The following is a 22,413-nucleotide window of genomic DNA, read 5'->3' on the forward strand; positions in this document are numbered from 1 at the left end:
CGCGCTCAGCGGCGGGGTCGGGCGTTCAGCGGTGAGGCCGGGTGGTCGGCGGCGAGACGGGCGGCCTCAGCGGCGGGCGGTGTCAGCGGCGGGCGTCGTCCAGGGTGCGGAACGCGCTCGCGCGGAGCCGCCGGGAGAGGTCGCGGTTGACGCGGTGCGCCCACAGCGGGCCGCCGTAGATCATGCCGGTGTAGCCCTGGACGAGGGTGGCGCCCGCGCGGACCCGCTCCCATACGTCGTCGCCCGTCTCGACCCCGCCGACCGAGATCAGCGTGAGCCGGCCGCCGGTGCGGGCGCGCAGCCGGCGCAGGACGTCCAGGGACCGCTCCTTCAGCGGCGCTCCGGACAGCCCCCCGGTCTCCTTGACGAGGGCGGGCGGGCTGAGCAGGGCGTCCCGGCCGATGGTGGTGTTGGTCGCGATGATGCCGTCCAGGCCGAGGTCGAGGGCGAGGTCGGCGACCGCGTCGATGTCGTCGTCCGCTAGATCGGGCGCGATCTTGACCAGCAGCGGGACGCGGCGGGACGTCACCCGGTCGGCGGCCTCCCGCACGGCCGTCAGCAGCGGGCGCAGGTGCTCGACGGCCTGGAGGTTCCGCAGGCCGGGCGTGTTGGGCGAGCTGACGTTGACGACCAGGTAGTCGGCGTGGGGGGCGAGCCGCTCGGCGCTCGCGACGTAGTCGGCGGCGGCCGACGCCTCCGGGACGACCTTCGTCTTGCCGATATTGGCGCCGACGATCGTCCCGGCTCGGCGGCCGCGCAGCCGCTGAGCGGCGGCCGCGGACCCCTCGTTGTTGAAGCCCATCCGGTTGATGACCGCCCGGTCGGGCGGGAGCCGGAACAGCCGGGGGCGCGGGTTGCCGGGCTGCGGGCGCCCGGTCACCGTCCCGATCTCGACGTGGCCGAACCCGAACGCGCCGAGCGCCTCGTAGACGACGGCGTCCTTGTCGAACCCGGCGGCGAGCCCGAGCGGGCTCGGGAAGTCGAGCCCGAGCGCGTGCACGGCGAGCCCCGGGTCGCGCGGCGCGAGCAGCCGGCGCAGCAGCGGCGCCAGCCCCGGCACGGACTGGACCGCGCGCAGGCCCCGCATGGTCAGGTGGTGCGCGGTCTCCGCCGGGACGCGGGAGATGACCAGTGAGAACAGGAGTCGATACATCACCGTGAGTATCTCAGGCCGCCCGGCGAAAACCCGTTGAGGACCCCCGGAAGCGATGCCTAGCCTGGCCGCATGCTGATCGATTTCGCCGCCACCGCGTGGTGGCCCGCACTGCGGCAGCTGTACCGCGAGCGTCCCGCGGCCGGGTCCGGCCGGGACGCGATCCGCGTCTGAGCTGCACGCTCCCGAGCGGCCGGGCCTGGGTGCAGGCAGACGAGCACACCCAGCCGAACGGGAGAACACCATGTCCAAGGGCCGCGGCCGAAACGGGATGTCGAGCGTGGGCGGCCAGCGCAAGAAGCTGTCGCGACGCGAGTTGCGCGGCGGGCGGGCGCGGGGCGCCGGCGCCGCGGGCGATCCGGCGGCCGAGAAGACGGAGCTGCTGAGGAAGATGCGCGAGCGCGCCGACGAGCGCGCCGAGAAGCGCGTCGAGAAGCGCGGCGATTCCGAACGCGGCGCCTAGCCGGCGGAACCGCGCCGGTCTCCCCTGGGGGCCGGCGCGGTTCAGCGTCCGAGGAAGGTGCGGCGGAGCGTGAGGCGGACGTCCCGGCTCGCCTGCCGCATCGTCCGCCGGACGGAGCGGACCGGCTCCCGCACCGACACCCGCCACACCGTCCCGATGCCGCGCCCGATCGGGCGGAGCACGTTCGTCCCGACCCAGCGGACGGGGGCGACGATCACGACCCGGACCGGGATGACGACGAGCGTCCGCCAGAGCCAGCGGAGCACGCGGGCCGCGAGCCGCCACGTCCCCGCGACGCCCGCGAGCAGCGGAGCCAGCAGATACCGCCACAGAACCGTCGCCGGGACGACGAACAGCACGTGCCCGAGCCAGGCGAGGCACCGTCCGAGCAGCCGCCACGACCAGACGGGCCCGGCGCCGAAGGCGCTGAGGCCGGCGGCGAGGATGCCGAAGGTCCAGCGTCCGAGCCAGGCGAGGGCGAGCAGCGGCGGGCGCAGGACGTACCGCCACAGCAGCACGGCCGGCATGACCACGAGCACGCCGGTCAGGAACACGATCCCAGCCCAGGCGCCGGACAGCAGCCACGCCAGCGGACGGAGCAGGACGAACGCCAGGAACCGGCCGATCGGGACGAGCAGCACGCGGTAGAGCCATCGGCCGAACCGTCCCGAGCCGCGTCCGAACCAGCGCAGGAACCCCAGGACGACCACGACGGCGAGCCACCGCAGCGGCCTGACGACGAGGAGGCCGAGCAGGGCGCCGATCCCGCGCCCGATGGCCGCGAAGAGCCTCCCGATCGGCGCGAGCAGCCACCGGTGGAAGGCACCGCCCGTGGCCCGGAGACCGCGGCCGATCAGCACGAACAGGTCGTGGACGAGGCGCAGCGGCAGCACGACGATCAGCGCGATGACGCGCGCCGGGACGACGATCCAGGCCGGGCCCGGCCGCGCCGGAGCCGGCTCCTTGCTGAAGTCGAGCATGCCGCCCGCAGAGTCGTCCCCGGTCACCGCTGCCTTCCTTGCCGGTCCAATGCCCAGTTTTGACCCGTTTCGCGGGCTTCTGGTTCCCGGGCTTGAACCCTTCCGCGCGGCTCACCGTACTCCTCGTCGTTCCGGGAGAGCGGTGCGGCGGCTCCACCCGGACCGACGGACGGGACCCGGACCGGAGACCGGGCCCCAGACGACCTGGAGGACGGATGAGATTCCCACGTTGGGCGATCCCCGCCGCGGCCGCCCTGGCCGCCACGGGACTCGTGGTGAGCGCGTGCGGGCAGGAGAGCGCCGGGAGGCAGAACACGGCCGCGGGCGCGAAGGCGCCGGCCGCACCGGCCGCCGCCGCGCCCGCGCCCGCCGCCGCGCCGACCGCGCTGGAGGTCGCGAGCGTCTCGAAGCTCGGCAAGATCGTCACTGACGGGAACGGCCGGACGCTGTACCGGTTCGACAACGACACCGCGCGCCCGCCCGCGTCCACCTGCGCGGGCGCCTGCGCCAGGGCGTGGCCGCCGGCGGTGGCCGGCGCGGGCGAGACCGCGGTGCAGGGCGTCGAGCAGTCCCTCGTCGGCAAGGTGAAGCGGCCGGACGGGACATGGCAGGTCACGCTCGGCGGCTGGCCGCTGTACCGGTTCGCCAAGGACCAGAGCCCCGGCGACGTGAAGGGCCAGGGCGTCGGCGGCACCTGGTACGCCGCGTCCCCCACCGGCAAGAAGGCCGCCCCGGTCAAGCAGGCGGTGAACAACCGCTGGAAGGGCTGGACGGTCGTCAAGGCGAAGAACGACCCGAAGCTCGGCATGATCCTGACCGACGGCAACGGCCGGACGCTCTACCGCTACGACAAGGACACCAACAGGCCGCCGACCACCCGGTGCTTCGGCGCCTGCAAGAAGGCGTGGCCGCCGGCCACCTTCAAGGGCTGGAAGAAGCTGAGACTCGAAGGCGTCAGCAAGAAGGTCGTCGGCTTCATCGAGCGCAAGGACGACGGCAAGTGCCAGCTCACCATCAACGGCTGGCCCATGTACTACTACGAGAAGGACGCGCGGCCCGGCGACACGAACGGCCAGGGCGTCGGCGGAGTCTGGTGGGCGACCACCCCGGCCGGCAAGAAGGCCGCCGCCACCGGCGCGTCCACGGGAGGCGGCTACTGACCGCCCGCAGACGAAGGCGCGGAGGACCAGCGGGTCGGTCGGGGCCCGCCCCTCCGCGCCTTCTCCATTCCCCGGCTCGCTTCCACGGGCCGGGGTCAGCCGACCTGGTCGTCGCGGAGGTTGTAGGGGCGGCAGGCTTCGTGGCCGCTGCCGGGGGCCAGGCCCTCGCGGCTGACCAGGTGGTCGGTGCCGTAGCCGCGCCGCTGCTGGTACGCCCAGTAGGCGGTGTGGTCGCGGCTGGTCCACTTCTCGAAGATCAGCACTTCGCGGACGTCGGCGCCGCCGCTCGCCTTGATGACGAGATCGCCGGGTCTCAGCGCCGACCGGCGGACGCGGCGGCAGTAGGACGCCTCCAGGGCCGCCGAGTTCGGCCCGGGTTTCGGCAGGCCAAGCACCATCGACGCGTAGCCCGAACCGTCGGTCCGGTAACCCCCGTAATTGGCCGTCTGGTCGTAGGGGACGCGCTTCGGCGTGTGCGGATGCCAGGCGCGCGTCCGCGCCATGGCCTGCTGCCGGGTGACCGCCTCGACCTGGGGCCGCGTCGCTTCGCCGGACGGCGCGGACGGCCGTCCGTCGTCCCCGGCCACCGGTGTTCCCTGCAACGTCACCCCGAGCACGACGCCGGCACTGCCCGCCACCAGCGCACATCCCGCGACGGCCCCGGCGAACGCCAACCGTCGCCTGCCCCGGCGCTGGGCGTCTCGGCCCGCATCCGTCTCATCCGGTGCGTCGGCTGAAGGCTCCGTGTCCTGTTTCGGGGTCGGGGCGGGGGATGGCGGACGTCGCGACCGGTCCGCCACTTCCCAGAGGATTTCGAGGCGGCGCCGGTCGGCGCCGCACAGTCGGTCAGCGCGGGCCCATTATGCCCGTCCCGCGGGAGCCGCGATGGCTTACCGCGATGATCACAAACTGCTTATCGCCGCGCACTCAAGGTGATCGGCGGGCGTGGCGTATTCACGTCCCATTGTCTCAGTCGTCGCCGCTGTGGGACGGCGTACACGCAGGTCAGAGTCGTCCCAGGCATTGCTTGTCCCAGGTTCGCCGTGAAGAACGCGAATTCGGTGGCGCAGTCCCTAATGTGTGCCGGGTCGATCGGCAGAAGCCCCGCTCACCGCTCCCGGCAGGGGGCAATTGGCAGCCATTCAAGGAGGAATTCCCATGGCTTCCCCCCGAACCCTTCTCATCGGCGTCAGCGCGCTCGCGCTGACCGGCGGCACCGTCCTCGGCCTCACCGGGGTGTCCACGTCCGCCGCGCCGGCGGCGCCCCCGCACGGCGCCCGGCTCCAGGCGGCGGACGCACAGGTGGCGGCGGCCATCCCGAAGGTCACCCGCGCAGCCAGTCGAAGACCCATGGCGGATACCGCACGGACTGCTCGGGATACGCGTCCATGACGCTGCGGCTGCCCAAGCCCGGCCCGAACACGGTCGGCCTCGCGTCCTCGAAGTACAGCACGCGCATCACGATGTCCCAGCTCAAGAAGGGCGATCTGATCATCGACGTGATCGGCAGCAACACCACCCGGCACGTCGTCATCTTCGAGAAGTGGACGTCCAGTAGGCACACCGCCTACTGGGCCTACGAGCAGCGCGGCGGCTACGGAACCGACCACCGCACCCGCACGTACGGCCTGTCGAGCGGCAGCCAGTACAAGGCCTACCGGCCGAAGAACATCAAGTGATCTGACCGCCCCCCGCGAAACGCCCGGCCGGGCACTCCCCGGCCGGGCGTTTCCATGCCCGACGGGGGTCAGTCCGTCTCCACGATCCGCCACCGCCCGACGTCGCGATAATCGGAGTCGTAGATGGACGACTCGTCGCCGGCCTTCAAGTCGTAATGCCGGACGTTGCCCGCCCAGTACCGCAGGATCCGCCCCAACTCCTTGGCCGCGTCCTCGGCCACGGCGCCCTCACTCATATCGACCTCAAGCACGAACTTCACCGAACTCACCTCCACCCTCAAGTTTCCCATTGAACGACCCTGTGAAGCTTTGGATGAGGCTTGCCCACCTCTGCTTGGCTCACCGGCCAACCAACCTTCAAAGCGCCTTGGCTGCTGCCGGCTGGTCGGCCAGTCCGTTAATCGCGTGGCCGTTCGTGCTTCAGCGGGGTTAGCGTCCGCTGCATGTCAGATTCGCCAGTGGCGGCAGAACCGCCGAACACCCTGACCGATAGCCGTGAGTTGCTCCTCGGATACCTCGACTACTACCGGTCCGCAGTACTGCGAAAGCTCGACGGCATGCCAGAGGACGACCTGCGCGCGAGCCGGCTCCCGTCCGGCTGGACGCCGCTCGCCCTCCTCAAGCACCTCGCGTTCGTCGAACGGCGCTGGCTCCGCTGGGGCTTCGCCGCCGAGCAGATGGACGACGTCTGGGACGACCAAGGCCCCGGCGAAGGGCCCTGGCGCGTCCGTCCGGACGAATCCGCCGAGCGGATCAAGCGCCTCTTCATGGACGAGTGCGACCGCTCGCGCGCGATCGTCGCGCAGGCCGATCTTGAGGACCGAGCGCGCAGCGGCGGCGGCTTCAACCCGCCCGACGAGCATCCCGCCCTGATCTGGATCCTGTTCCACCTGCTGCAGGAGTACGCGCGCCATGCCGGGCATCTCGACGTCGTTCGGGAGTTGGTCGATGGGGTCGCCGGTGAGTGACCGGCTTTCGTGTTAGTGTCGATTGTCATGAAAAGGGTGTACACGCAGCGGGCTCGGGCGCGGTCGGTGGAGGCTACGCGGCAGCGGATCCTGGACGCCGCGGTGACGCTGCTGAGCTCGCGGCTGCGTTCGGACGTCCGGTTGGAGGACGTCGCCGCCGAGGCGGGGGTGAGCGTCCCGACCGTGCTGCGGGCGTACGGTACGCGGGCGCGGCTGATCGAGCTGGCGCTGGAGAAGGTGCTCGAAGGGATGGGCGCCGAGCTGCGGCGGCCCGAGCCGGGGGACGTCGCGGGCTCGGTGGCGGCCTGGTTCGACCACTACGAGACGTTCGGTGACGTGGTGGTGCGCAACCTGGCGGACGAGTCCGACCCGGCGGTGGCGCCGATCGTCCAGATCGGGCGGACCCGGCACCGGCGCCATGTCGAGAGCCAGCTCGCGCCCCGGCTCGCCGGCGTCCCCGAGGAGCGCCGCGCCAGGGTCGTCGACGCGCTGGTGTGCGCCTGCGACGTCTACACCTGGAAGCTGCTGCGCCGGGACATGGGCCGTCCGCGGGACGAGGCCGAGGCGACGATGACGATGATGATCGAGGCACTGCTGGAGGGAGCGTGACATGGCCGGCTGGTTGCTGCTGACCTGGGACGGAGCCGGGAACCAGGGCCCGATGATCGCGCTCGCGCAGCAGTTGGCGGCGCGCGGCCACCGGGTCGTGTTCGCCGGCTACGGCGGCCAGCGGGCTCGCTTCGAGGGGGCGGGGTTCGAGTTCCGGACGCTGCTCCGCGCCGACGCGGGCTATCCCGCCGCGCCGCCGCCTGAGGGGTGGCTGCCCGCGCTGGTCGGCGCGGTCTGGGCCTGCCCTGCGCAGGTGCCGGACGTGGATGAGCTGCTCAGGGACGGGTCCTTCGACGGCGTGGTCGCCGACTGCCTGATGTTCGGGGCGCTCGCGCGGTTGGAAACGTCCGCGATCCCTGCGGCGGTGCTGGTGCACAGCGCGCCGGGGGCGCTCTGCCCGCCGGGCGAGGCGATGGACCAGATGCTGCTGCCCGCCGTGAACGCGCTGCGCGAGGGCATCGGCCGCCCGGCCCTCGAACGCCTGTGGGACGCCTGGACGCCCTTCCCGACCCTGTGCGCGAGCATTCCCGAACTGGACCCGCTCGCCGACCGGGCGCCCTTCGAGTACGTCGGCCCGATGTTCGAGGAGCAGCCGCCGTCCGGGTGGCGGCCGCCCTGGCGCGCGGACGACCCGCGCCCTCTCGTGGTGGCCGGCTTCTCCACGGGCCTGGCCTGGGACCAGGTCTCGCGCATCCAGCGCACGCTGGACGCGTTCGCCGACGGCGCCGGGCCGCGACTGCTGATCACCACGGGGATGATGGACGCCGCCGGCCTGCGGGTGCCGGAGAACGCGACCGTCCTGCCGTGGCTGCCGCACGCCGAGATCCTGCCGCAGGCGGCGGCGGTCGTGACGCACGCGGGGCACGGCACCGCGGCCGCCGCCCTCGCGCACGGCGTGCCGCTCGTCGCGCTCCCGAACCCGGCCGCCGACCAGCCGATCCTGGCCCGGCGCGCGGCCGGCCTCGGAGCCGGCATCGCCCTCGACGGCGAGAACGCCGGTCCGGAGGAGATCGCGGCGGCCGTCCGCACGGTCATCGGGGAACCGTCCTACCGCGCCGCCGCGCTGTCGCTGGCCGGCCGCATCGCCGCCGCACCGGGGCCGGCGGCGGCGGCCGGCCGGCTCGAACGCCTGCTCCGGAAGTCGTGGGCCCGCGGACGCCCGGCGACCCGCCTCAGCTGAGGGGCTTCACCAGGAGTTCGAACTCGAGGTCGTCCCGCTTGGGGAGGCCGAAGCGCTCGTCGCCGTAAGGGAACGGGCTCTTCTCGCCGGTCCGGGTGTAGCCGCGCCGGACATACCAAGCGATCAGGTCCTCGCGGACACTGATGACCGTCATGTGCATCTCCTTCGCGCCCCAGTCGTCGCGCGCCAGCCGCTCCGCCTCGGCGAGGACCTTCCGGCCGAGGCCGCCGCCCTGGCGGGCCGGGTCGACCGCGAACATGCCGAAGTAGGCGTGCCCGCCGCGGTCCTCCAGCTGGCAGCAGGCGACGAGGCGGCCGCCGGCCTCGGCGACCAGCATCCGCTTCCCGGCGCCGCTCACCGCGTCCTCGACCATGGCGGGGTCGGTGCGCTGCCCGTCGAGGATGTCGGCCTCGGTGGTCCAGCCGGCGCGGCTGGCGTCGCCGCGGTAGGCGCTCTCGATGAGCGCGACGAGGCCGGGGACGTCGGACGGCGACGCCGCGCGGAAAGTGGGGTTCACGGTGCTCACAAGCGGACTTTAACGCCGTCCCGGCCGTGCTCCGGGGTTGCGGGGGCAATCCTGGACACTTAGTATCCAGGTTATGCGGATGAGCGAGGGGGTCGAGTGGGCGATCCACAGCTGCCTCAACCTGACCTGGCTGGAGCCGGGTGAGGCGGTGACGGCGGCCAGGCTGGCGGCGTACTACGAACTCCCCGCGGCCTACCTGAACAAGCAGCTGCAGGCGCTCGCCCGCGCCGGCATCCTCACCTCCACTCCCGGGCCGCGCGGCGGGTTCCGCCTCGCGCGCACCCCGGAGGACATCTCGCTGCTGGACGTGGTGACGGCCATCGAGGGTCCGGAGGAGGCGTTCCGGTGCGAGGAGATCCTGAAGAAGGGGCCCGGCGACCACGAGGGCGTCGACTACCGCCGGCGCTGCTTCGTCTCCCAGGCCATGCGGCGCGCGGAGATGGCCTGGCGCAGGGAACTGGCCGGGCAGACCCTCGCCGATCTCCGGAGCACGGTGGAGCACCGCCTTCCGTCCGTGCCCGGTGAGACCCGCACCTGGTTCGCGAACCTGCGGACCTGAACCGGCCGGCGCCGAACCCCGGCGAAGCGGCCGGCCATGTCGGTTAATTCTGGACATTAAGCATCCAGATTTGAGGAAGGGTAGCACCATGCAGGCACGGATGAACGTCGTCAAGCCCGCCGCCGCGGGCTACCAGGCCATGCTCGCGCTGGAGTCGTACATCAACGGAACCGACGTCCCGCAGAGCACCCTGGAGCTGGTCAGGCTCCGCGTCAGCCAGATCAACGGCTGCGGGTTCTGCGTGAACATGCACGCCGCCGACGCCAAGAAGGCGGGCGAGACCGACCAGCGGCTCTGGTCGGTGGCGGCCTGGCGCGAGGCGCCGTACTTCACCGACGAGGAGCGGGCGGCGCTCGCCCTGGCCGAGGCGGCGACGCGGATCGCCGACAACCCGGCCGGCGTGCCGGACGACGTCTGGAACGACGCGGCCGACCACTACGACGAGGCGTCCCTCGCCGCCCTCGTCATGGCGATCGCGGCGATCAACGCCTGGAACCGCATCAACGTCACCGTCCGCAACCCCGCGGCAGCGGCCGGCGCGTGACCCCCGCCCGCCGGTCTACTGGTCGATCCGGCAGTCCGGGCCGATCGGGCGGGTGATCGACCAGTAGCGGCGGAAGTGGCACTTCGACATCTTCCAGCGGCCGTCCTCGATGACGTACTCGTCGTCGTACTCGCCGGTCGCGACGGTCTCGGTGTTGTCGAGCAGGTTGACCTGGCGGAACTTCAGCGTCCAGCGTCCGGACGCGGTCGTCTCGCCGTGGACGGCGATGTCCGGGTGCATCGCGTGGTGCATGTCGAGGATGGCGTTCCCGCCGTCGATCTTCTGCAGCGCGATCCGCTCGAAGACCCGGGCGATGCCGTCGGCGTCGTCGAACGCGCCGAGCCGGCCGTAGTCGATGGAGGCGCCCGAGGCGATGAAGCAGGCCCGGAACTCCGCGGGGTCCTTGGCGTCGCAGGCGCGCAGGTAGCGGTGCTTGAGGGCCTTGATGTCCTCGATGGCCTCCAGCCGGGCGATGCGCGCGGCGATGTCGGGACTCGGCATGGTCGCCGACTCTCGTCCGCGGGGACGCCGCCGTCCAGGGGTGTCCCGGTGAATGGGAGGGAGAAGGCCCCCGGTGCGGCCGGCACTCAGGATCGTCGGCATGAGCCTTGAGGAGCTCGGCGGGGAGGACGTCCGGCATCGGATGCTCGACGCCGGCGACATCACGCTGCACGTGGCCGAGCAGGGCGACGGGCTTCCGGTGGTCATGTGCCACGGGTTCCCGGGGCTCTGGTACAGCTGGCGGCATCAGCTCCCGGTGCTGGCGGCGGCCGGGTACCGGGCCATCGCGGTCGATATGCGCGGGTACGGACGGAGTGGCCGCCCCGCCTCGCCGGCCGAGTACGACCGGCGGCACACCGTCGCGGACATGGTCGGGCTCTTGGACGGTCTCGGTATCGAGGAGGCCGTCTTCGCCGGTCATGACTTCGGGGCCGCCCTCGTCTGGGACCTTCCCCAGTGGGCCCCTGGACGGGTCAAGGCGCTGATGCAGTTGAGCGTGCCGCGCATGCCGGTTTCTGCGCGTCCGCCCACGGAGCTTTACGCACGGATGGCAGAGCAGCACTTCGTCCACGTGCACTACTTCCAGGAGCAAGGGCCAGCGGACGAGGAGCTGGGCGCAACTCCAGAGCGTTTCCTGGCGAACGTGTTCTGGGCGCTCAGCGGTGGATACCGGTACCTCGACATCTGGCGGCACCCAAGCGAGGGCAACGGCTACCTCGATGTGCTGCCAGAAGCTCCACCCCTGCCTTGGCCCTGGTTGTCGCAGGACGAGTTCGCTTACTACGCCGACGAATTCCGCCGGACGGGCTTCACGGGTGGCCTCAACTGGTACCGGGCCTACGACCACGTCTGGGAGGAGAAGCAGAGCCGTCCGGACGAGCCCGTCACCGTTCCGACGATGTTCCTCGTGGGGGAGCGTGACCCCGTCCTGCAGATGATGGGGTCAGGTGCTTTGCGGCAGATGGAGAGCTTGGTGCCGGGCCTACAGGACGTCCACATCATCGAAGGCGCCGGACACTTCGTGCAGATGGAGGCGGCCGGGGAGGTCAACGAGGCCATGCTCGCCTTCCTCGCGCGCCTCGGCTGACCGATGCCGTCCGCCGATGCCGCCGGGTGTCGGGGTGTCAGCAGGAGCCTTCGTCCACGGACGTGCTGATCGAATGGCTCCAGGGGTCGGACCCGCCCGGCGTCAGCTTGTTGTCGACCGTGATGGTGAGGCAGACGGGGTTCTCGCCCTTGCGGTTCGTCAGCTCGTACTTGCCGCTACCGGCGCTCTGGATCTCCACGTTGCCGTTGCCCTCCTCGTTCACGACTTTGTAGAGCTTGCTCGACGTCCTGTACGACGAACCGAGCCCGGACCCCGCTTGGTCCAGTTCCATGGCCGCCGCGGACGCGACCGACCTCACCTGGGCCGTGGAGTAGTCACGCGAACCGTCCGCGGCCTTGAGGACGAACCCCATGATGGCCAGCGCCACGGCGCCGATCACCAGCGAGGCCCGGCGCAGGGCGAACGCGGTGTCGGACGGCTCGTTCGCCCCCGGGTTCCGGTACTGCCAGGCGCCGGTCTTCCAGTAGAGCTTCCGCTGGTCCATGCACGCGAGAATCAGGCAGCCGGCCGCCAGGACGAACATGAGGGCGATCAGAGCGGTCATGGGGGGCCTTCCCTCGGGGTGCGATTCCCCATGAGACTCGCCGGAATCCAATTCGGTTTCATCCGGACGGCCCGATCGCGCCGAGTGGGCGGTCAGCCGGGGCGGGCCAGCAGGACGTCGAGGGTGTGGTCGTACAGGCCGGGCTCGTTCTCGCCCGGCATCAGGTAGCCGCCGACCCACGAGCGCAGCATCAGCAGCGCGCGCAGCCGGGCGTCCTCGGCGTCGAACCCGAGGTACTCCAGGCAGGCGGCGATGTGCCCGAGCAGCGCCCGGTCGGCGTGCCGCACCGCCTCCTCGGCCGCGGGCTCGTGCTGCGCCCACAGCCGCATCGCCCGGTCGATCGGCGCGACCTCCCGGCCGAGCGCCTGGATGCGGCGCAGCCGTTCGCGCGGGTCGGCGGTGCTGCCGAGGGACAGCGCGAGCACCTCGTCCGTCCGCTCGTGCGCCCACCGGTCGAGCAGGGCCCGCATCAGCTCGGGCCGGTCCCTGAAGTGCCAGTAGAAGCTGCCCTTGGTGACGCCGAGCCTGGCCGCGAGCGCGTTGATCGTCACGCCGCGCTCGCCGGCGCGGGCCAGCTCCTGGTAGGCGGCCTCGATCCAGTCGCGCCGCGCCACCCTCGCCCGCGCCACCCCCGCCCGGGTGGTCACGCGCGCCGCCCGTCAGACGAGGAGGACCCGGCCGGGGTCGAGGCCCAGCCCGATCCTGCCGTAGAGGGCGTAGGACGCATCCGGATCGAACACCACATGCCCGGAGATCGTATTCACATCGCGCTGCGCCCGCTGGAACGGGGAGGACGTGAACTGCGCGCTCGCCCCCGCGGCGGAGCACAACTCGTTCACGACCCGCCGGGCGGTCGCCGCCACGTGCGCCGCGACCAGCCGGGCCCGCGCCCGGTCCGCCATGCGGAGGGCGCGGCCCTCGGCGATGGCGCCGGTGACGCCCGCGAGCGCGTCCTCCAGCAGGAGCCGGGCGGCGGCGAGGTCGGCGGTCGCCGCGGCGAATCGGATCTGCCCGCTCATCAGGTCGCGCTGCCGCTCCCCGCTGTAGGCCATCACCCGCGTCGCCATCCGCTCTTCGAAGCGGGCGAGCACGCCCTCGGCCGCGCCGAGCACGGGCGCCGCGCCGGTCAGCGCGAACACCGGCACCAGCGGCGTCCGGTAGAGGGCGGCCGGGTGGACGCGCGAGCCGGGCGAGCGTCCCTCGGTCAGCTCCTGCATCGGCACCGACCGGTGCGCGGGGACGAAGACGCCCGGCACCTCGATGTCGTTGCTGCCGGTGCCGCGCATGCCGCTGGTGTGCCAGACGTCGTGGACGGTCACGTCCGCGCGCGGCATCAGGAACAGGCGCGGCTCGATCGCGTCGCCGACGGTGACCAGCGCCATGACCATCACGTGGTCGGCGTGCATGACGCCGCTTCCCCACGACCAGCGTCCGGTGACGGTGTGGCCGCCGTCGACGGGCGCCGCGGTGCCGGACGGCGACAGGACGCACGGGATCAGCGCGTACGGCCGCTCCGCCCACACTTCGGCCTGCGCCTGCTCGGGGAACAGGCCGGCCATCCAGTTGTGCAGCGTGTAGATCACCGACAGCCATCCGGTGGAGGCGCAGGCCGCGCCCGCCTCCCGGCACGCCGCCGCCATCGCCTCGAAGCCCAGCTCGGGGCCGCCGAACCGCGCGGGGACCAGCATCCCGAACAGCCCGGTCGCGGCGAGGTCCTCGATGGTCGCGTCGGGCAGCCGGCGTGCCGCCTCGGCGGCCTCGGCGCGCTCGGCCAGCACGGGCGCGAGCTCCCGCACCCGCCGCACGATCTCGTCTCCATACTCCATGGTACGGAGACCATACTCTTGAGTATGGTCGACCGGTAGAGGGTGCCTCCCTCGTTTTGTCGGAGACCGGGCGTAGCGTTGTCGCCACCGACCGTCTCGGAGGTGTTCGGCCCGTGAGCCCGTCGGCCCGTGAGCCCGTCTCGTCGAACTCGCCGCCCTGCTCGGCGCGCCCGTCCGGCCCACGGCTTGAGGGGGCCGTGGGTGCGGCGGGTCAGGCGGGGCGCCCGGTGGCGGCGGCTTGAGCGGCGGGCGAGGTCGCCAGGTAGTCGAGGGCCTTCCGGGTGGAGCACTCGCCGGACGGGTGGTAGTCGCGCCGCAGGTAGCGGCGCGCTGCGGCGATCATGAACCGGTTGCTGGGCAGCAGCCCGCGGCGGACGGCGCGGCGGTAGTCGCGGATGCGGGGGCGGACGCCGTGCAGTTCCGGGTCGCGGGCGCACAGGTAGGCGGCCCCGGCGTAGGCGGCCAGCGGCAGCGCGAGCACGCCGATGAAGAAGGTGACGAACCGCCGCCAGTAGGCGCCGGACACGTACTCGTAGACGTCGAACGCGACCGAGCGGTGCTCGACCTCCTCGGCGCCGTGCCAGCGCAGCAGGTCCATCATGGTCGGGTCGGCGCCCGCCGCGTCCAGTTCCCCGGCGTCCAGGATCCACTGGCCGAGCACCGCGGTGTAGTGCTCGATCCCGGCGATGATCCCGATGCGCAGGTTGAGCCAGCGCCGGCGCGAGATCAGCGGCAGCGGCGGCCGGTCGCCGAGGATCGCGGTGAACAGCCACTCGATCCTGCGGGTGAGCGGCCGCGGGTCCAGCCCGCGCTCCAGCATCTGGCGGTCGAGGACGCCCTGGTGAGAGTACGCGTGCACCGCCTCCTGCCCCATGAACCCCTTGACCTCGGCGCGCAGCCGGGGGTCGTCCTCGCCGATCAGCGGCAGCGTCTGCTTGTAGACGCGGACGAACCAGCGTTCACCGGCCGGCAGCAGCAGGTGCAGCGTGTTGATGAAGTGGGTGGCGACCGGCTCGCCCGGGATCCAGTGCAGCGGCGTGCCGGACCAGTCGAACTTCACCCGCCGCGGTGTGATCAGGGGGTGCCGCTCGTCCATCTCGCCGCCGGCGGTCCGGGTCTCCGTCATGGGTTCCTTCCTTCGGTCCGCTGGTCCGGCGCCGCGGACGCGCCGTCCCGTCCCTCGATGCGGCGGACGAGTTCGGCCACGGCCGCCGCCACGTCCGCGGAGCACGTGGTGATCGAGCCCCAGTGCCCGGCCGGCAGTTCCCGCCGCCACGACCGGTCGGCGTAGCGGGCCATGTCCGCGGCCAGGGCGGGTGAGACGAACCGGTCCTTCGTCGGCACGATGACCTGGACGGGAACGTCCGTCGTGACCCTCTGGCCGGGCCGCAGGAAGCGCACGCCGTTGGCCTTGTACAGCTTCATCCCGTAGAGGGCGTCCTTCTGGAGGGTGGGGGCGTGCTCGCGCTCGATGCCCTCCATCCGCTCGACCAGGATGGGGAACACCCGGGCGCCGCCGAGGCGCCACACCAGCCATCCGGCGCCGGGGATCATGCCGCCCAGCAGGTACCAGGACCGGGCCGCCTGACCGAGCAGCTCCCGCACGTGGCGGGGCGTGGGACGGCGCAGCCGGTCACGGATCCACTGGCCGAAGTGCTCGATGCACGGGCCCGAGATGGAGGTGAACGAGGCGATGCGTCCTCGCGGGCGGGTGCCGGCGATGGCCGCCCAGCTCTGCACCGAGCCCCAGTCGTGCCCGACCAGGTGTACGGCCCGGTCCGGTGAGACGGCGTCCAGGACCGCGTGCAGGTCGCGGTTCAACTCGTCCATGAGATAGGACTTGGTCCGGCGCGGACGTGTCGAGCCGCCCGCTCCGCGCACGTCGTAGGTGACCACGTGGAAATCGCCGGACAGCAGGCGGGCGACGGGCTCCCATACCGCCTGGTCGTCGGGGTAGCCGTGCACCAGCACGATGGTCGTCCGGCCCGGTTCGCCGTACTCGCGGACGGCCAGCCGGACCCCGTTCGCCCTGACCGTCCGGGTCGCGAAGTCGCTCATGCGGGATCCGCCCGCTCCGCCGTCGCGGTCGCGGACGCCCATCGCCGGACGTGCGGCAGATCGTCGTCCAGCCAGTACGCGTCGTCCTCGGTGACCACGAGCAGCTCTTCGAACTTGGCGCCGACGTCCCCGAGACCCAGATGCGGCTCCACCGCCCACAGACCCGGTGTCGGCGCGTGCCGCGACTGCCGGGAGCCGTTCCACAGCGTGGACCGCCCCTGCATGCGCTCCTTGATCAGCTCGCGCGCCACGGTCTGCGCGGTGCGCGCCCCGAACGCCCCGAGGACGAGGTTGCGGGGCAGCCGGCTCGTGACCCGTCCGACCTGGTGGCCGATGACCCTGCCCGGATACTTGCGGTGCCGGTTCTCGTACCCGTGCCGGGCGATCTGCCGGTCGACCTCGGCGTAGATGCCGGCGAAGGTGCGCCGCTCGCGCACCAGCTCCACGATCAGCTCGCGGTACACCGCCAGGTCGTGGGTGAGCCGGTCCCAGGACGGGTTGTCGCCGAGGCATCCCGCGTAGCCGATGTCGGCGGTGTAGCCGTCGGCGATCGGGGCCGCGTCCAGGATGTAGGGCATGCCCTCGGTCAGCCGGCGGCCGGTCGGCAGGAACTGGTGCGGCAGGACGATCCCGCGGAAGGCGGTCCGGTCGCCGAACCACGCGAACGGGACATGGAACCAGTCGTCCACCCCGCGGTGCTCCAGCCAGCGGCGCATCCGCCGGGCCACCTGCCGCTCGGTCACCCCCGGCTCCAGACTGGCCGCGACCGCCTCGGCGGCCTCGTACGCCAGCCGCTGCAGGTCGCGGAACCGCTCCGGGCTCTCGTTCATTCGCCTCACGCTCCGTCCGGTGGTGCCGGCCGTCCGACGGGCAGATCAATTAGACTGGAGGTCTAATATCGGCCGCGTTTGAACGAAAGTCAAGAGGCGTACGCTCGGACGCGCCAACCCCCGGCCCGGAGGAGCGAGATGGCGGACCGGCACCGCTCCGACCGGCGGGCCTCGATCATGGAGACCGCGTCCCGGCTCTTCGCCGACCGGTCCTACGACGCGCTGTCCATGGACGAGATCGCCGCGGCCGCCGACGTCGCCAAGGGCCTGATCTACTACTACTTCGGCAGCAAGCGCGGCCTGTTCCTCGCGGTCATCGAGAACGCCGCCGGCCACCTGAACGCCCTCGCCGAGGAGTTCGGCGACCTGTCCCCGCTGGAGCGCCTCACCCGCTCGCTGGACGCCTTCCTGTGCTGGGCCGACACCCACCGCGCGGCCTTCCAGACCATTACGAGCGGCGGCGTCGGCGTGGACGCCGAGGTCGCGGCCCTCCACCGCCGCGTCCGCGGCGGACTGCTCGCCGCCCTGTCGCACGGCCTGACCGGCCGCGCGACACCGTCCCCGGCCCTGCGCATCGCCCTGGAGGGGTGGCTGTCGTTCGTCGAGGGCGCCACGGCATCCTGGCTGGCGGAACGCGACATGCCTCGAGCGGCCGTCCGAGACCTGGCCATCCGCGTGCTGGGCGGCGTGCTGAAAGCCCTCGACCCTCCAGGCCGCTCCGATCGCTAAGCTGTTCGGCTTCACGGAAGGAGGAACGCAGTGCGCGGACGCGAAGCACCCGCCCCCGTCCAGTGAATCCCGGCCGCGGGCTCAAGGAATCCGTCGAGGCCGCCACCGCTCCCGCCGTGTTCTTCCTCACCCTCCTGGTGCTGGCATGGGTGATGATCGCCCTTCCCGGAATGGTCGTGTACACGGTCACGTCGGGGAAGAGGGCCGTCGCGACCATTGAGAAATGCGAGACGCGCACACCGCTCCGCGACACCGAGTACGCGGACTGCCGAGGAACGTGGCAATTCGCCGACGGTACCCGTGGCAGCGGCCACGTTTCAGGAGTGGGCAAGGCCGATATCGGACGCCGAGTGCCGGTGCGCGTCGGCCCTCTCGGCCCGTACGCCGGCGGTCTCGACCGCTCCCGCCACACGCTGTACCCGGCCGCGTTCATGTGGGTGACGATGCTTCCGGTCTTCGGAGTGTTCGTTTACTTCCTCCTGCGGAGTTGGGCGCGCGGCCGCTGGATACTCGCCCGCTCGGGCACGGGAACGCCGCTGACGGGTCTGCGCAAATGGCGTGACCGGAGCGGCCGGACGGTCCTGCGCTTCCGCACGTCCTCTCTCCCGCCCGCGCCACTGGAACGCGAGACCGGCGATGGCGCTCCGCGCCCGGTGACCCGCCGCCCCTTCGTGACCGCACGCGGCGCCTCGGGGGAGACCGCGTTCTTTCTCGTCCGGCAGGCCGGAGGCATAGGGGTATTCCACGCCACCGGCCGCCCGGCGGTGACGATCGAACGCGTCACGCGCTCGCCGCTCCGCCTACGCCTTCTGACTCCCGACCGGAAACCCCTCGGCGCCATCGGCCCGCACCCCGCGTGCGACGACCTCCCAGGCGTCGCCTACCAGGTCATCACCGCGACCGGTGAACCGGTGGCGACCATCGTGCCGAGGTTCCTGCGCTACACCGCGGTCTTCTCCGACGCCCCGTCCGACCACCTCCGCCAGGCGGTAATGGCCTTCGCCTTCGACGCGCCGCGCCTCACCAGATAAGACCGAGCGAGCGTGTTTCTGCTGGTGTCCGGCCTCGCCATGGCGGCCATCGGGGGCGGCCAGAGCGCCGATGAAAGGCTGCTCAACGCCGTTTTCGGAGTGGGTTTCCTCGGCTACGCCGTCTATCTGGGGTTCATCTTCGACGGCGGCGAGTACTTCATGTTCTTCTACGCGTTCATTCTGCCGGTCCTCATGCTCACCAGGTTCGTGAGGACGCTCTTCGGCGAGCGCCAGAGCGCCTGAACCACAACGAACCGAAGGCCGCGCGGCTCGACCCCGCGGCCTTTCGGTCTGCGGGGTCAGGGGTGGGTGGGTTCGAAGAGTTCTATGAGGTTGCCGGCGGGGTCGGTGAGCAGGATCTGGCGGCCGCCGGGGCCGGAGACCACGTCGCTCTGGAAGGGCACTCCGGCGGTGCGCAGCCGGTCGATCTCGGCGTCGAGGTCGTCGACGATGAGGTGGATGCGGTTGCGTCCGGGGGTGCCGGGGTCGGCGGTGGCGCGGGCGCCCGAGCTGGCGGGGCCGGACAGCAGCAGCCGCAGCGGCCCGCGCACCACGTCGGCGAAGGCCGGCGCCGGGTTGGTGTTCAGCGTGAAACCGAGGTGGGTCGTGTAGAAGTCGACGGCCGCCGGGACGTCGTCGACGAGGTAGCGGACGCTCGCGAGCCGATCGGGCGTTGTCATGGCCGAACCTCCCGTGGTGGACGGACGATCTGGGGCAGCAGGTGGCGGACGCGGGTGTCGATCTCCGCCGCCGCGCGGACGAAGGCCGCGCTCCCGGGCTCGCCGGCCGCCGCCGGGTCGGGGATGCTCCAGTGGACGCGCCGGGGGTGGCCGTCGAACTCGGGGCAGACCTCCCGGACCTTGTCGCACAGGCTGATCACGTAGTCGAAGCGGCGGCCGTCCAGCGTGCCGAGGTGCTGCGGCCGCCGGCCGGAGATGTCGATGCCGTAGTGCTCGTTCAGCACCCGCACGGCGTCGGGGTGCATCTGCTGTTTCGGGTGGCTGCCGGCGCTGGTCGCGTCGATGCGGCCGCCGCTGTGGCGGGTCAGCAGGGCCTCGGCGATCGGTGAGCGCGCGCTGTTGCCGGTGCAGGCGAACAACACGGCGGGCCGGTGGCGCGAGGGCCCCTGGGGCGGCGGCGGCTCGGTGCCCAGCGCCGGGTGCAGGGCGGCGCCGGCCGAGGCCAGTGCCTGCGCGCAGCGTTCCAGGTCGAGGTGGTAGTAGGCGTCTCTCCCGTCGAAGCTGCTGCGCCGGGCGGTCACGAGCCCCGCGCCGCGCAACTGCCGCAGATGGTAGGAGACCAGGTTCTGCGGCTCGCCGATCAGGTTCACCAGCTCGCGAACCCGGTAGTCACCGGCGGACAGCTCGCTCAGCAGCCGCCACCGCAGCGGATGGGCGGCCAACCGTACGAACGCCGGAGCGGCTTGAACCGGAGAGCCCATACGGGCCACAATACATCAAAGCTATTTGATGTATATGGGGTCGGAGGATCGATGAGCTCCCCGCGCCGGGACGAAGGACCTGGGTCGTCCGAGGACGACTCCGGCCGTCTGGCGCGCCGGCTCGGCACCGGGGACGCGGTCGTCATCGGGCTGGGCTCGATGATCGGGGCCGGGGTGTTCGCCGCGTTCGGCCCCGCCGCGCGGGCGGCCGGTGCCGGCCTGCTCATCGGCCTCGCGGTCGCGGCGGTGATCGCGTACTGCAACGCGGTGGCGTCCGCGCAGCTGGCGGCGGTCTACCCGGTCTCGGGTGGCACCTACGTCTACGGGCGGGAGCGGCTCGGCCCGTGGTGGGGATTCGCTGCCGGGTGGGGGTTCGTGGTCGGCAAGACCGCGTCGTGCGCGGCGATGGCGCTGACGTTCGCGTCCTATGCCGTCCCGGGTCCGTGGTGGGCGCAACGGGCCGCGGCGGCCGCCGCGGTGGCGGCCCTCGCCGCGCTCAACTACCGCGGTGTGACCCGGACCGCGCTGGCCACCCGCGTCCTGGTCGCCACCAGTCTGACCGCCCTGGCCGCCGTGGTGGTCGCGATCGCGGTGGGCGGCGGAAGCCCCGCGAACCTGGGCGGATGGGGCGAGGTCGGCGGCTACGGCGTCCTCCAGTCCGCCGGGCTGCTGTTCTTCGCCTTCGCCGGTTACGCGCGCATCGCCACTTTGGGCGAGGAGGTCCGCGATCCGAGGCGCGTCATCCCCCGCGCCATCTCCATCGCGCTGCTCATCACCGTGGCCGTCTACCTGGTCGTGGGCGTTGCCGCCCTGCTGGCCGCCGGCCCGGCCCGGCTCGCCTCGTCCGCCGCGCCGCTGACCACCGCGGTGGAGGCCGCCGGCGCCGCCGGCCTGGCCCCGGTGGTCCGCGCCGGGGCGGCCCTCGCCGCGCTCGGCGCGCTGCTGTCGCTGATCGCCGGCATCGGCCGCACCGCGCTGGCGATGGCCCGCAACCGCGACCTGCCGCAGTGGCTGGCCGCCGTCCACCCCCGCCACCGGGTTCCGCACCACGCCGAGATCGCCGTCGCCGTCGCGGTCGGCGCGCTGGTGGCCACCGCCGACCTGCGCGGCGTGATCGGGTTCTCGTCCTTCGGCGTGCTGGTCTACTACGCCATCGCGAACGCGTCGGCCTTCACCCAGCCCGCGCGCGACCGGCGCCGTCCGCGCGCACTCAACCTGCTCGGCGCCATCGGCTGCGTGGTCCTGATCGCCACGCTGCCGTGGCAATCCGTCCTGGCCGGGACCGCCATGTTCGCGATCGGCCTCGCCGGCCGCAAGCTCGTCCTGGCACGCCGCACCCACCCGCGTTCCGCGTAGGCTTGGGCGGTGCCCGAGCTGAAGCGGCTGCGCGCCGGCCACGCTCCGGCGGTTCTGGCCTTCGAGGTGGCGAACCGCGCCTACTTCGCCGCCTCGATCTCCGACCGCGGCGACGAGTACTTCGACCAGTTCGCCGACCGGCACGGCGCGATGCTGGACGAGCAAGAAGCCGGTATCGGCGCCTACTACGTGCTCCTCGACGACGACGGCTCGGTCCTCGGCCGGTTCAACCTGTACCGCTTCGAGGACGGCACCGCCGAACTCGGCTACCGCGTCGCGCAGCACGCCGCCGGACGCGGAGTGGCGACCGCGGCCGTCCTGGAGCTGTGCCGGCTGGCGGCCGCACGACACGGGCTGCGGACGCTGCGCGCGGCCACCTCCCACGCGAACGCCGCGTCCCAGAGAGTGCTGATCAAGGCGGGTTTCGTGCCGATCGGCCCGGCAGACCCAGCCGACCTGGGCGGTAAGCCGGGCACCTGGTACCAGCGGCATATCTAGTATTGCTAGAGGGTGAAGCGTCGCTAGTTCTGCTGTCGCTCGGTTGGCTAGCGATGCTAGCATTCGGGCATGTCGGTCCAGGAACGCAAGCGGCGCGAACGGGCGGAGCGTGAGCGGCTCATCGTGGCGACGGCGCGCGAGCTCGCCGAGCGGCAGGGATGGGACGCGGTCACCACCCGGCGGCTGGCCGAGCGCATCGAGTACAGCCAGCCCGTCCTCTACAGCCATTTCCGCGGCAAGCGCGAGATCATCGGCGCGGTCGCGCTCGACGGGGCCGCCGAGATGGCCGCGGCGCTGCGGGCGGCGACCTCCGCCGCGGACGGGCCGCGCGCCCGGGTGACCGCGCTCGCCCGCGCCTACCTCGACTTCGCCGAGCGCAACCCGGCGGTCTACGACGCCATGTTCTCGCTCGACGGCGGCCTGGCGTTCGCGCACGAGGACACCCCGGAGCCGCTGAAGGACGCCTTCGCCGCCCTGCTGGAGAGCCTCGCCGAGGTCGCCGGGGACGGCGTCCACCCGGCGCTGTTCACCGAGGTGTTCTGGGCGGCCCTGCACGGCCTGGCCACCCTGACCCGGGCGGGACGGCTGCCGCCGGGGGACGCGGAGGCCAGGGTGCGGCTACTGGCGGACCGGCTCCCCGTGGCCTGACTCAAGGCAGGCGGCCGGGCCG

At 72.3% G+C, this 22,413-nt stretch carries 30 protein-coding genes; 16 read left to right on the top strand and 14 right to left on the bottom strand.

Annotated features, from left to right (window positions below; translation table 11 throughout):
• Nucleotides 1-82 precede the first annotated feature (82 nt).
• A complete protein-coding gene (locus ABFX46_RS12085) occupies nt 83-1,153 on the bottom strand; it encodes a quinone-dependent dihydroorotate dehydrogenase (protein ID WP_346041892.1) in 1,071 nt (356 codons plus the stop codon).
• A gap of 244 nt (nt 1,154-1,397) precedes the next feature.
• On the opposite strand from ABFX46_RS12085, the gene ABFX46_RS12090 reads away from it, so the two are divergent.
• Nucleotides 1,398-1,616 carry a DUF6243 family protein gene (locus ABFX46_RS12090; protein ID WP_346041894.1) on the top strand — a complete coding sequence of 73 codons (219 nt, stop codon included), beginning with the start codon at nt 1,398-1,400 and terminating at the stop codon, nt 1,614-1,616.
• A 41-nt stretch (nt 1,617-1,657) separates the two neighbouring features.
• Here ABFX46_RS12090 and ABFX46_RS12095 read toward each other — a convergent pair whose 3' ends face one another.
• The gene (locus ABFX46_RS12095; protein ID WP_346041895.1) at nt 1,658-2,623 is read right to left on the bottom strand and encodes a hypothetical protein; all 966 of its coding nucleotides are present in this window, start codon (nt 2,621-2,623) and stop codon (nt 1,658-1,660) included.
• A 188-nt stretch (nt 2,624-2,811) separates the two neighbouring features.
• On the opposite strand from ABFX46_RS12095, the gene ABFX46_RS12100 reads away from it, so the two are divergent.
• Nucleotides 2,812-3,756, top strand: a complete 945-nt coding sequence (locus ABFX46_RS12100) for a hypothetical protein (RefSeq protein ID WP_346041896.1) — start codon at nt 2,812-2,814, stop codon at nt 3,754-3,756.
• A 95-nt stretch (nt 3,757-3,851) separates the two neighbouring features.
• Here ABFX46_RS12100 and ABFX46_RS12105 read toward each other — a convergent pair whose 3' ends face one another.
• Entirely contained in the window at nt 3,852-4,394 is a 543-nt protein-coding gene (locus ABFX46_RS12105; RefSeq protein ID WP_346041897.1) for a hypothetical protein, read from the bottom strand.
• Nucleotides 4,395-4,914: 520 nt separating this feature from the next.
• Here ABFX46_RS12105 and ABFX46_RS12110 point away from each other — a divergent pair.
• Together ABFX46_RS12110 and ABFX46_RS12115 are read left to right on the top strand one after the other, a co-directional pair.
• Entirely contained in the window at nt 4,915-5,148 is a 234-nt protein-coding gene (locus tag ABFX46_RS12110) for a hypothetical protein (RefSeq protein ID WP_346041899.1), read from the top strand.
• Nucleotides 5,145-5,435, top strand: a complete 291-nt coding sequence (locus ABFX46_RS12115) for a hypothetical protein (protein WP_346041900.1) — start codon at nt 5,145-5,147, stop codon at nt 5,433-5,435. Before ABFX46_RS12110 ends, ABFX46_RS12115 begins: the two co-directional genes overlap by 4 nt.
• A gap of 68 nt (nt 5,436-5,503) precedes the next feature.
• Here the strand turns inward: ABFX46_RS12115 and ABFX46_RS12120 are convergent, their stop codons facing one another.
• Nucleotides 5,504-5,695, bottom strand: coding sequence for a hypothetical protein (locus ABFX46_RS12120; protein ID WP_346041901.1), 192 nt, complete (start codon nt 5,693-5,695; stop codon nt 5,504-5,506).
• Nucleotides 5,696-5,878: 183 nt separating this feature from the next.
• On the opposite strand from ABFX46_RS12120, the gene ABFX46_RS12125 reads away from it, so the two are divergent.
• The 3 genes from ABFX46_RS12125 to ABFX46_RS12135 are packed head-to-tail and all read left to right on the top strand — an operon-like array spanning nt 5,879 to nt 8,192.
• On the top strand, nt 5,879-6,403 hold the full coding sequence (locus ABFX46_RS12125) for a DinB family protein (protein WP_346041902.1): 525 nt from the start codon (nt 5,879-5,881) through the stop codon (nt 6,401-6,403).
• Nucleotides 6,404-6,430: 27 nt separating this feature from the next.
• Entirely contained in the window at nt 6,431-7,012 is a 582-nt protein-coding gene (locus ABFX46_RS12130; RefSeq protein WP_346041903.1) for a TetR/AcrR family transcriptional regulator, read from the top strand.
• A gap of 1 nt (nt 7,013) precedes the next feature.
• Nucleotides 7,014-8,192: a glycosyltransferase gene (locus ABFX46_RS12135; protein WP_346041904.1), complete on the top strand. Its 1,179-nt coding sequence runs from the start codon at nt 7,014-7,016 to the stop codon at nt 8,190-8,192.
• Here the strand turns inward: ABFX46_RS12135 and ABFX46_RS12140 are convergent.
• Nucleotides 8,185-8,718, bottom strand: a complete 534-nt coding sequence (locus ABFX46_RS12140) for a GNAT family N-acetyltransferase (protein WP_346041906.1) — start codon at nt 8,716-8,718, stop codon at nt 8,185-8,187. The genes ABFX46_RS12135 and ABFX46_RS12140 overlap by 8 nt on opposite strands.
• Before the next feature lie 79 nt (nt 8,719-8,797).
• Between ABFX46_RS12140 and ABFX46_RS12145 the strand changes: the two genes are divergently transcribed.
• Both ABFX46_RS12145 and ABFX46_RS12150 read left to right on the top strand, forming a co-directional pair.
• Nucleotides 8,798-9,277 carry an RrF2 family transcriptional regulator gene (locus ABFX46_RS12145; protein ID WP_346041907.1) on the top strand — a complete coding sequence of 160 codons (480 nt, stop codon included), beginning with the start codon at nt 8,798-8,800 and terminating at the stop codon, nt 9,275-9,277.
• Between the two features lie 88 nt (nt 9,278-9,365).
• Nucleotides 9,366-9,821 carry a carboxymuconolactone decarboxylase family protein gene (locus ABFX46_RS12150; RefSeq protein ID WP_346041909.1) on the top strand — a complete coding sequence of 152 codons (456 nt, stop codon included), beginning with the start codon at nt 9,366-9,368 and terminating at the stop codon, nt 9,819-9,821.
• Between the two features lie 15 nt (nt 9,822-9,836).
• On the opposite strand, the gene ABFX46_RS12155 is transcribed toward ABFX46_RS12150, so the two are convergent.
• Entirely contained in the window at nt 9,837-10,322 is a 486-nt protein-coding gene (locus tag ABFX46_RS12155; protein ID WP_346041911.1) for a nuclear transport factor 2 family protein, read from the bottom strand.
• Between the two features lie 100 nt (nt 10,323-10,422).
• Here ABFX46_RS12155 and ABFX46_RS12160 point away from each other — a divergent pair, with 100 nt between their 5' ends.
• On the top strand, nt 10,423-11,409 hold the full coding sequence (locus ABFX46_RS12160; RefSeq protein ID WP_346041912.1) for an alpha/beta fold hydrolase: 987 nt from the start codon (nt 10,423-10,425) through the stop codon (nt 11,407-11,409).
• A gap of 37 nt (nt 11,410-11,446) precedes the next feature.
• Here ABFX46_RS12160 and ABFX46_RS12165 read toward each other — a convergent pair whose 3' ends face one another.
• The 6 genes from ABFX46_RS12165 to ABFX46_RS12190 all read right to left on the bottom strand — a co-directional run bounded on the left by ABFX46_RS12165 (nt 11,447) and on the right by ABFX46_RS12190 (nt 16,688).
• The gene (locus ABFX46_RS12165; RefSeq protein ID WP_346041914.1) at nt 11,447-11,974 is read right to left on the bottom strand and encodes a DUF6199 family natural product biosynthesis protein; all 528 of its coding nucleotides are present in this window, start codon (nt 11,972-11,974) and stop codon (nt 11,447-11,449) included.
• A gap of 92 nt (nt 11,975-12,066) precedes the next feature.
• The gene (locus ABFX46_RS12170) at nt 12,067-12,621 is read right to left on the bottom strand and encodes a TetR/AcrR family transcriptional regulator (protein ID WP_346041915.1); all 555 of its coding nucleotides are present in this window, start codon (nt 12,619-12,621) and stop codon (nt 12,067-12,069) included.
• A gap of 12 nt (nt 12,622-12,633) precedes the next feature.
• Nucleotides 12,634-13,800 (bottom strand): acyl-CoA dehydrogenase family protein, encoded by a 1,167-nt coding sequence (locus tag ABFX46_RS12175; protein ID WP_346041916.1) that lies wholly within the window; start codon nt 13,798-13,800, stop codon nt 12,634-12,636.
• Between the two features lie 211 nt (nt 13,801-14,011).
• Nucleotides 14,012-14,926: a metal-dependent hydrolase gene (locus tag ABFX46_RS12180; protein WP_346041918.1), complete on the bottom strand. Its 915-nt coding sequence runs from the start codon at nt 14,924-14,926 to the stop codon at nt 14,012-14,014.
• Entirely contained in the window at nt 14,923-15,858 is a 936-nt protein-coding gene (locus tag ABFX46_RS12185; RefSeq protein WP_346041919.1) for an alpha/beta fold hydrolase, read from the bottom strand. The genes ABFX46_RS12180 and ABFX46_RS12185 overlap by 4 nt, the downstream gene beginning before the upstream one ends.
• Nucleotides 15,855-16,688, bottom strand: coding sequence for a M24 family metallopeptidase (locus ABFX46_RS12190; protein ID WP_346041921.1), 834 nt, complete (start codon nt 16,686-16,688; stop codon nt 15,855-15,857). Before ABFX46_RS12190 ends, ABFX46_RS12185 begins: the two co-directional genes overlap by 4 nt.
• A 138-nt stretch (nt 16,689-16,826) precedes the next feature.
• Between ABFX46_RS12190 and ABFX46_RS12195 the strand changes: the two genes are divergently transcribed.
• From ABFX46_RS12195 to ABFX46_RS12205, 3 genes are all read left to right on the top strand, one after another.
• Nucleotides 16,827-17,417: a TetR/AcrR family transcriptional regulator gene (locus tag ABFX46_RS12195; RefSeq protein ID WP_346041923.1), complete on the top strand. Its 591-nt coding sequence runs from the start codon at nt 16,827-16,829 to the stop codon at nt 17,415-17,417.
• Between the two features lie 62 nt (nt 17,418-17,479).
• Entirely contained in the window at nt 17,480-18,448 is a 969-nt protein-coding gene (locus tag ABFX46_RS12200; protein ID WP_346041925.1) for a hypothetical protein, read from the top strand.
• 12 nt (nt 18,449-18,460) lie between these two features.
• Nucleotides 18,461-18,691, top strand: coding sequence for a hypothetical protein (locus ABFX46_RS12205; RefSeq protein WP_346041926.1), 231 nt, complete (start codon nt 18,461-18,463; stop codon nt 18,689-18,691).
• A gap of 56 nt (nt 18,692-18,747) precedes the next feature.
• On the opposite strand, the gene ABFX46_RS12210 is transcribed toward ABFX46_RS12205, so the two are convergent.
• Both ABFX46_RS12210 and ABFX46_RS12215 read right to left on the bottom strand, forming a co-directional pair.
• Complete coding sequence (locus ABFX46_RS12210) at nt 18,748-19,128, bottom strand: VOC family protein (RefSeq protein WP_346041927.1); 381 nt, start codon at nt 19,126-19,128, stop codon at nt 18,748-18,750.
• A complete protein-coding gene (locus tag ABFX46_RS12215; protein WP_346041929.1) occupies nt 19,125-19,889 on the bottom strand; it encodes an arsenate reductase/protein-tyrosine-phosphatase family protein in 765 nt (254 codons plus the stop codon). Before ABFX46_RS12215 ends, ABFX46_RS12210 begins: the two co-directional genes overlap by 4 nt.
• 51 nt (nt 19,890-19,940) lie before the next feature.
• On the opposite strand from ABFX46_RS12215, the gene ABFX46_RS12220 reads away from it, so the two are divergent.
• The 3 genes from ABFX46_RS12220 to ABFX46_RS12230 all read left to right on the top strand — a co-directional run bounded on the left by ABFX46_RS12220 (nt 19,941) and on the right by ABFX46_RS12230 (nt 22,391).
• Nucleotides 19,941-21,245, top strand: a complete 1,305-nt coding sequence (locus tag ABFX46_RS12220) for an APC family permease (RefSeq protein ID WP_346041930.1) — start codon at nt 19,941-19,943, stop codon at nt 21,243-21,245.
• A 9-nt stretch (nt 21,246-21,254) separates the two neighbouring features.
• Nucleotides 21,255-21,743, top strand: a complete 489-nt coding sequence (locus ABFX46_RS12225; RefSeq protein WP_346041932.1) for a GNAT family N-acetyltransferase — start codon at nt 21,255-21,257, stop codon at nt 21,741-21,743.
• A gap of 69 nt (nt 21,744-21,812) precedes the next feature.
• Nucleotides 21,813-22,391 (top strand): TetR/AcrR family transcriptional regulator, encoded by a 579-nt coding sequence (locus tag ABFX46_RS12230; RefSeq protein WP_346041933.1) that lies wholly within the window; start codon nt 21,813-21,815, stop codon nt 22,389-22,391.
• Nucleotides 22,392-22,413 lie beyond the last annotated feature (22 nt).

It is taken from the genome of Actinomadura chokoriensis, from assembly GCF_039529475.1.
Lineage (GTDB): Bacteria > Actinomycetota > Actinomycetes > Streptosporangiales > Streptosporangiaceae > Spirillospora > Spirillospora bangladeshensis.

Bases quoted from the DNA above. Each gene is read 5' to 3' on its own strand.
- ABFX46_RS12085 (WP_346041892.1), bottom strand. From the start codon at position 1,153: ATGTATCGACTCCTGTTCTCACTGGTCATCTCCCGCGTCCCGGCGGAG.
- ABFX46_RS12090 (WP_346041894.1), top strand. From the start codon at position 1,398: ATGTCCAAGGGCCGCGGCCGAAACGGGATGTCGAGCGTGGGCGGCCAG.
- ABFX46_RS12100 (WP_346041896.1), top strand. From the start codon at position 2,812: ATGAGATTCCCACGTTGGGCGATCCCCGCCGCGGCCGCCCTGGCCGCC.
- ABFX46_RS12110 (WP_346041899.1), top strand. From the start codon at position 4,915: ATGGCTTCCCCCCGAACCCTTCTCATCGGCGTCAGCGCGCTCGCGCTG.
- ABFX46_RS12115 (WP_346041900.1), top strand. From the start codon at position 5,145: ATGACGCTGCGGCTGCCCAAGCCCGGCCCGAACACGGTCGGCCTCGCG.
- ABFX46_RS12125 (WP_346041902.1), top strand. From the start codon at position 5,879: ATGTCAGATTCGCCAGTGGCGGCAGAACCGCCGAACACCCTGACCGAT.
- ABFX46_RS12130 (WP_346041903.1), top strand. From the start codon at position 6,431: ATGAAAAGGGTGTACACGCAGCGGGCTCGGGCGCGGTCGGTGGAGGCT.
- ABFX46_RS12135 (WP_346041904.1), top strand. From the start codon at position 7,014: ATGGCCGGCTGGTTGCTGCTGACCTGGGACGGAGCCGGGAACCAGGGC.
- ABFX46_RS12145 (WP_346041907.1), top strand. From the start codon at position 8,798: ATGAGCGAGGGGGTCGAGTGGGCGATCCACAGCTGCCTCAACCTGACC.
- ABFX46_RS12150 (WP_346041909.1), top strand. From the start codon at position 9,366: ATGCAGGCACGGATGAACGTCGTCAAGCCCGCCGCCGCGGGCTACCAG.
- ABFX46_RS12155 (WP_346041911.1), bottom strand. From the start codon at position 10,322: ATGCCGAGTCCCGACATCGCCGCGCGCATCGCCCGGCTGGAGGCCATC.
- ABFX46_RS12160 (WP_346041912.1), top strand. From the start codon at position 10,423: ATGAGCCTTGAGGAGCTCGGCGGGGAGGACGTCCGGCATCGGATGCTC.
- ABFX46_RS12165 (WP_346041914.1), bottom strand. From the start codon at position 11,974: ATGACCGCTCTGATCGCCCTCATGTTCGTCCTGGCGGCCGGCTGCCTG.
- ABFX46_RS12175 (WP_346041916.1), bottom strand. From the start codon at position 13,800: ATGGAGTATGGAGACGAGATCGTGCGGCGGGTGCGGGAGCTCGCGCCC.
- ABFX46_RS12180 (WP_346041918.1), bottom strand. From the start codon at position 14,926: ATGACGGAGACCCGGACCGCCGGCGGCGAGATGGACGAGCGGCACCCC.
- ABFX46_RS12185 (WP_346041919.1), bottom strand. From the start codon at position 15,858: ATGAGCGACTTCGCGACCCGGACGGTCAGGGCGAACGGGGTCCGGCTG.
- ABFX46_RS12190 (WP_346041921.1), bottom strand. From the start codon at position 16,688: ATGAACGAGAGCCCGGAGCGGTTCCGCGACCTGCAGCGGCTGGCGTAC.
- ABFX46_RS12195 (WP_346041923.1), top strand. From the start codon at position 16,827: ATGGCGGACCGGCACCGCTCCGACCGGCGGGCCTCGATCATGGAGACC.
- ABFX46_RS12210 (WP_346041927.1), bottom strand. From the start codon at position 19,128: ATGACAACGCCCGATCGGCTCGCGAGCGTCCGCTACCTCGTCGACGAC.
- ABFX46_RS12215 (WP_346041929.1), bottom strand. From the start codon at position 19,889: ATGGGCTCTCCGGTTCAAGCCGCTCCGGCGTTCGTACGGTTGGCCGCC.
- ABFX46_RS12220 (WP_346041930.1), top strand. From the start codon at position 19,941: ATGAGCTCCCCGCGCCGGGACGAAGGACCTGGGTCGTCCGAGGACGAC.
- ABFX46_RS12230 (WP_346041933.1), top strand. From the start codon at position 21,813: ATGTCGGTCCAGGAACGCAAGCGGCGCGAACGGGCGGAGCGTGAGCGG.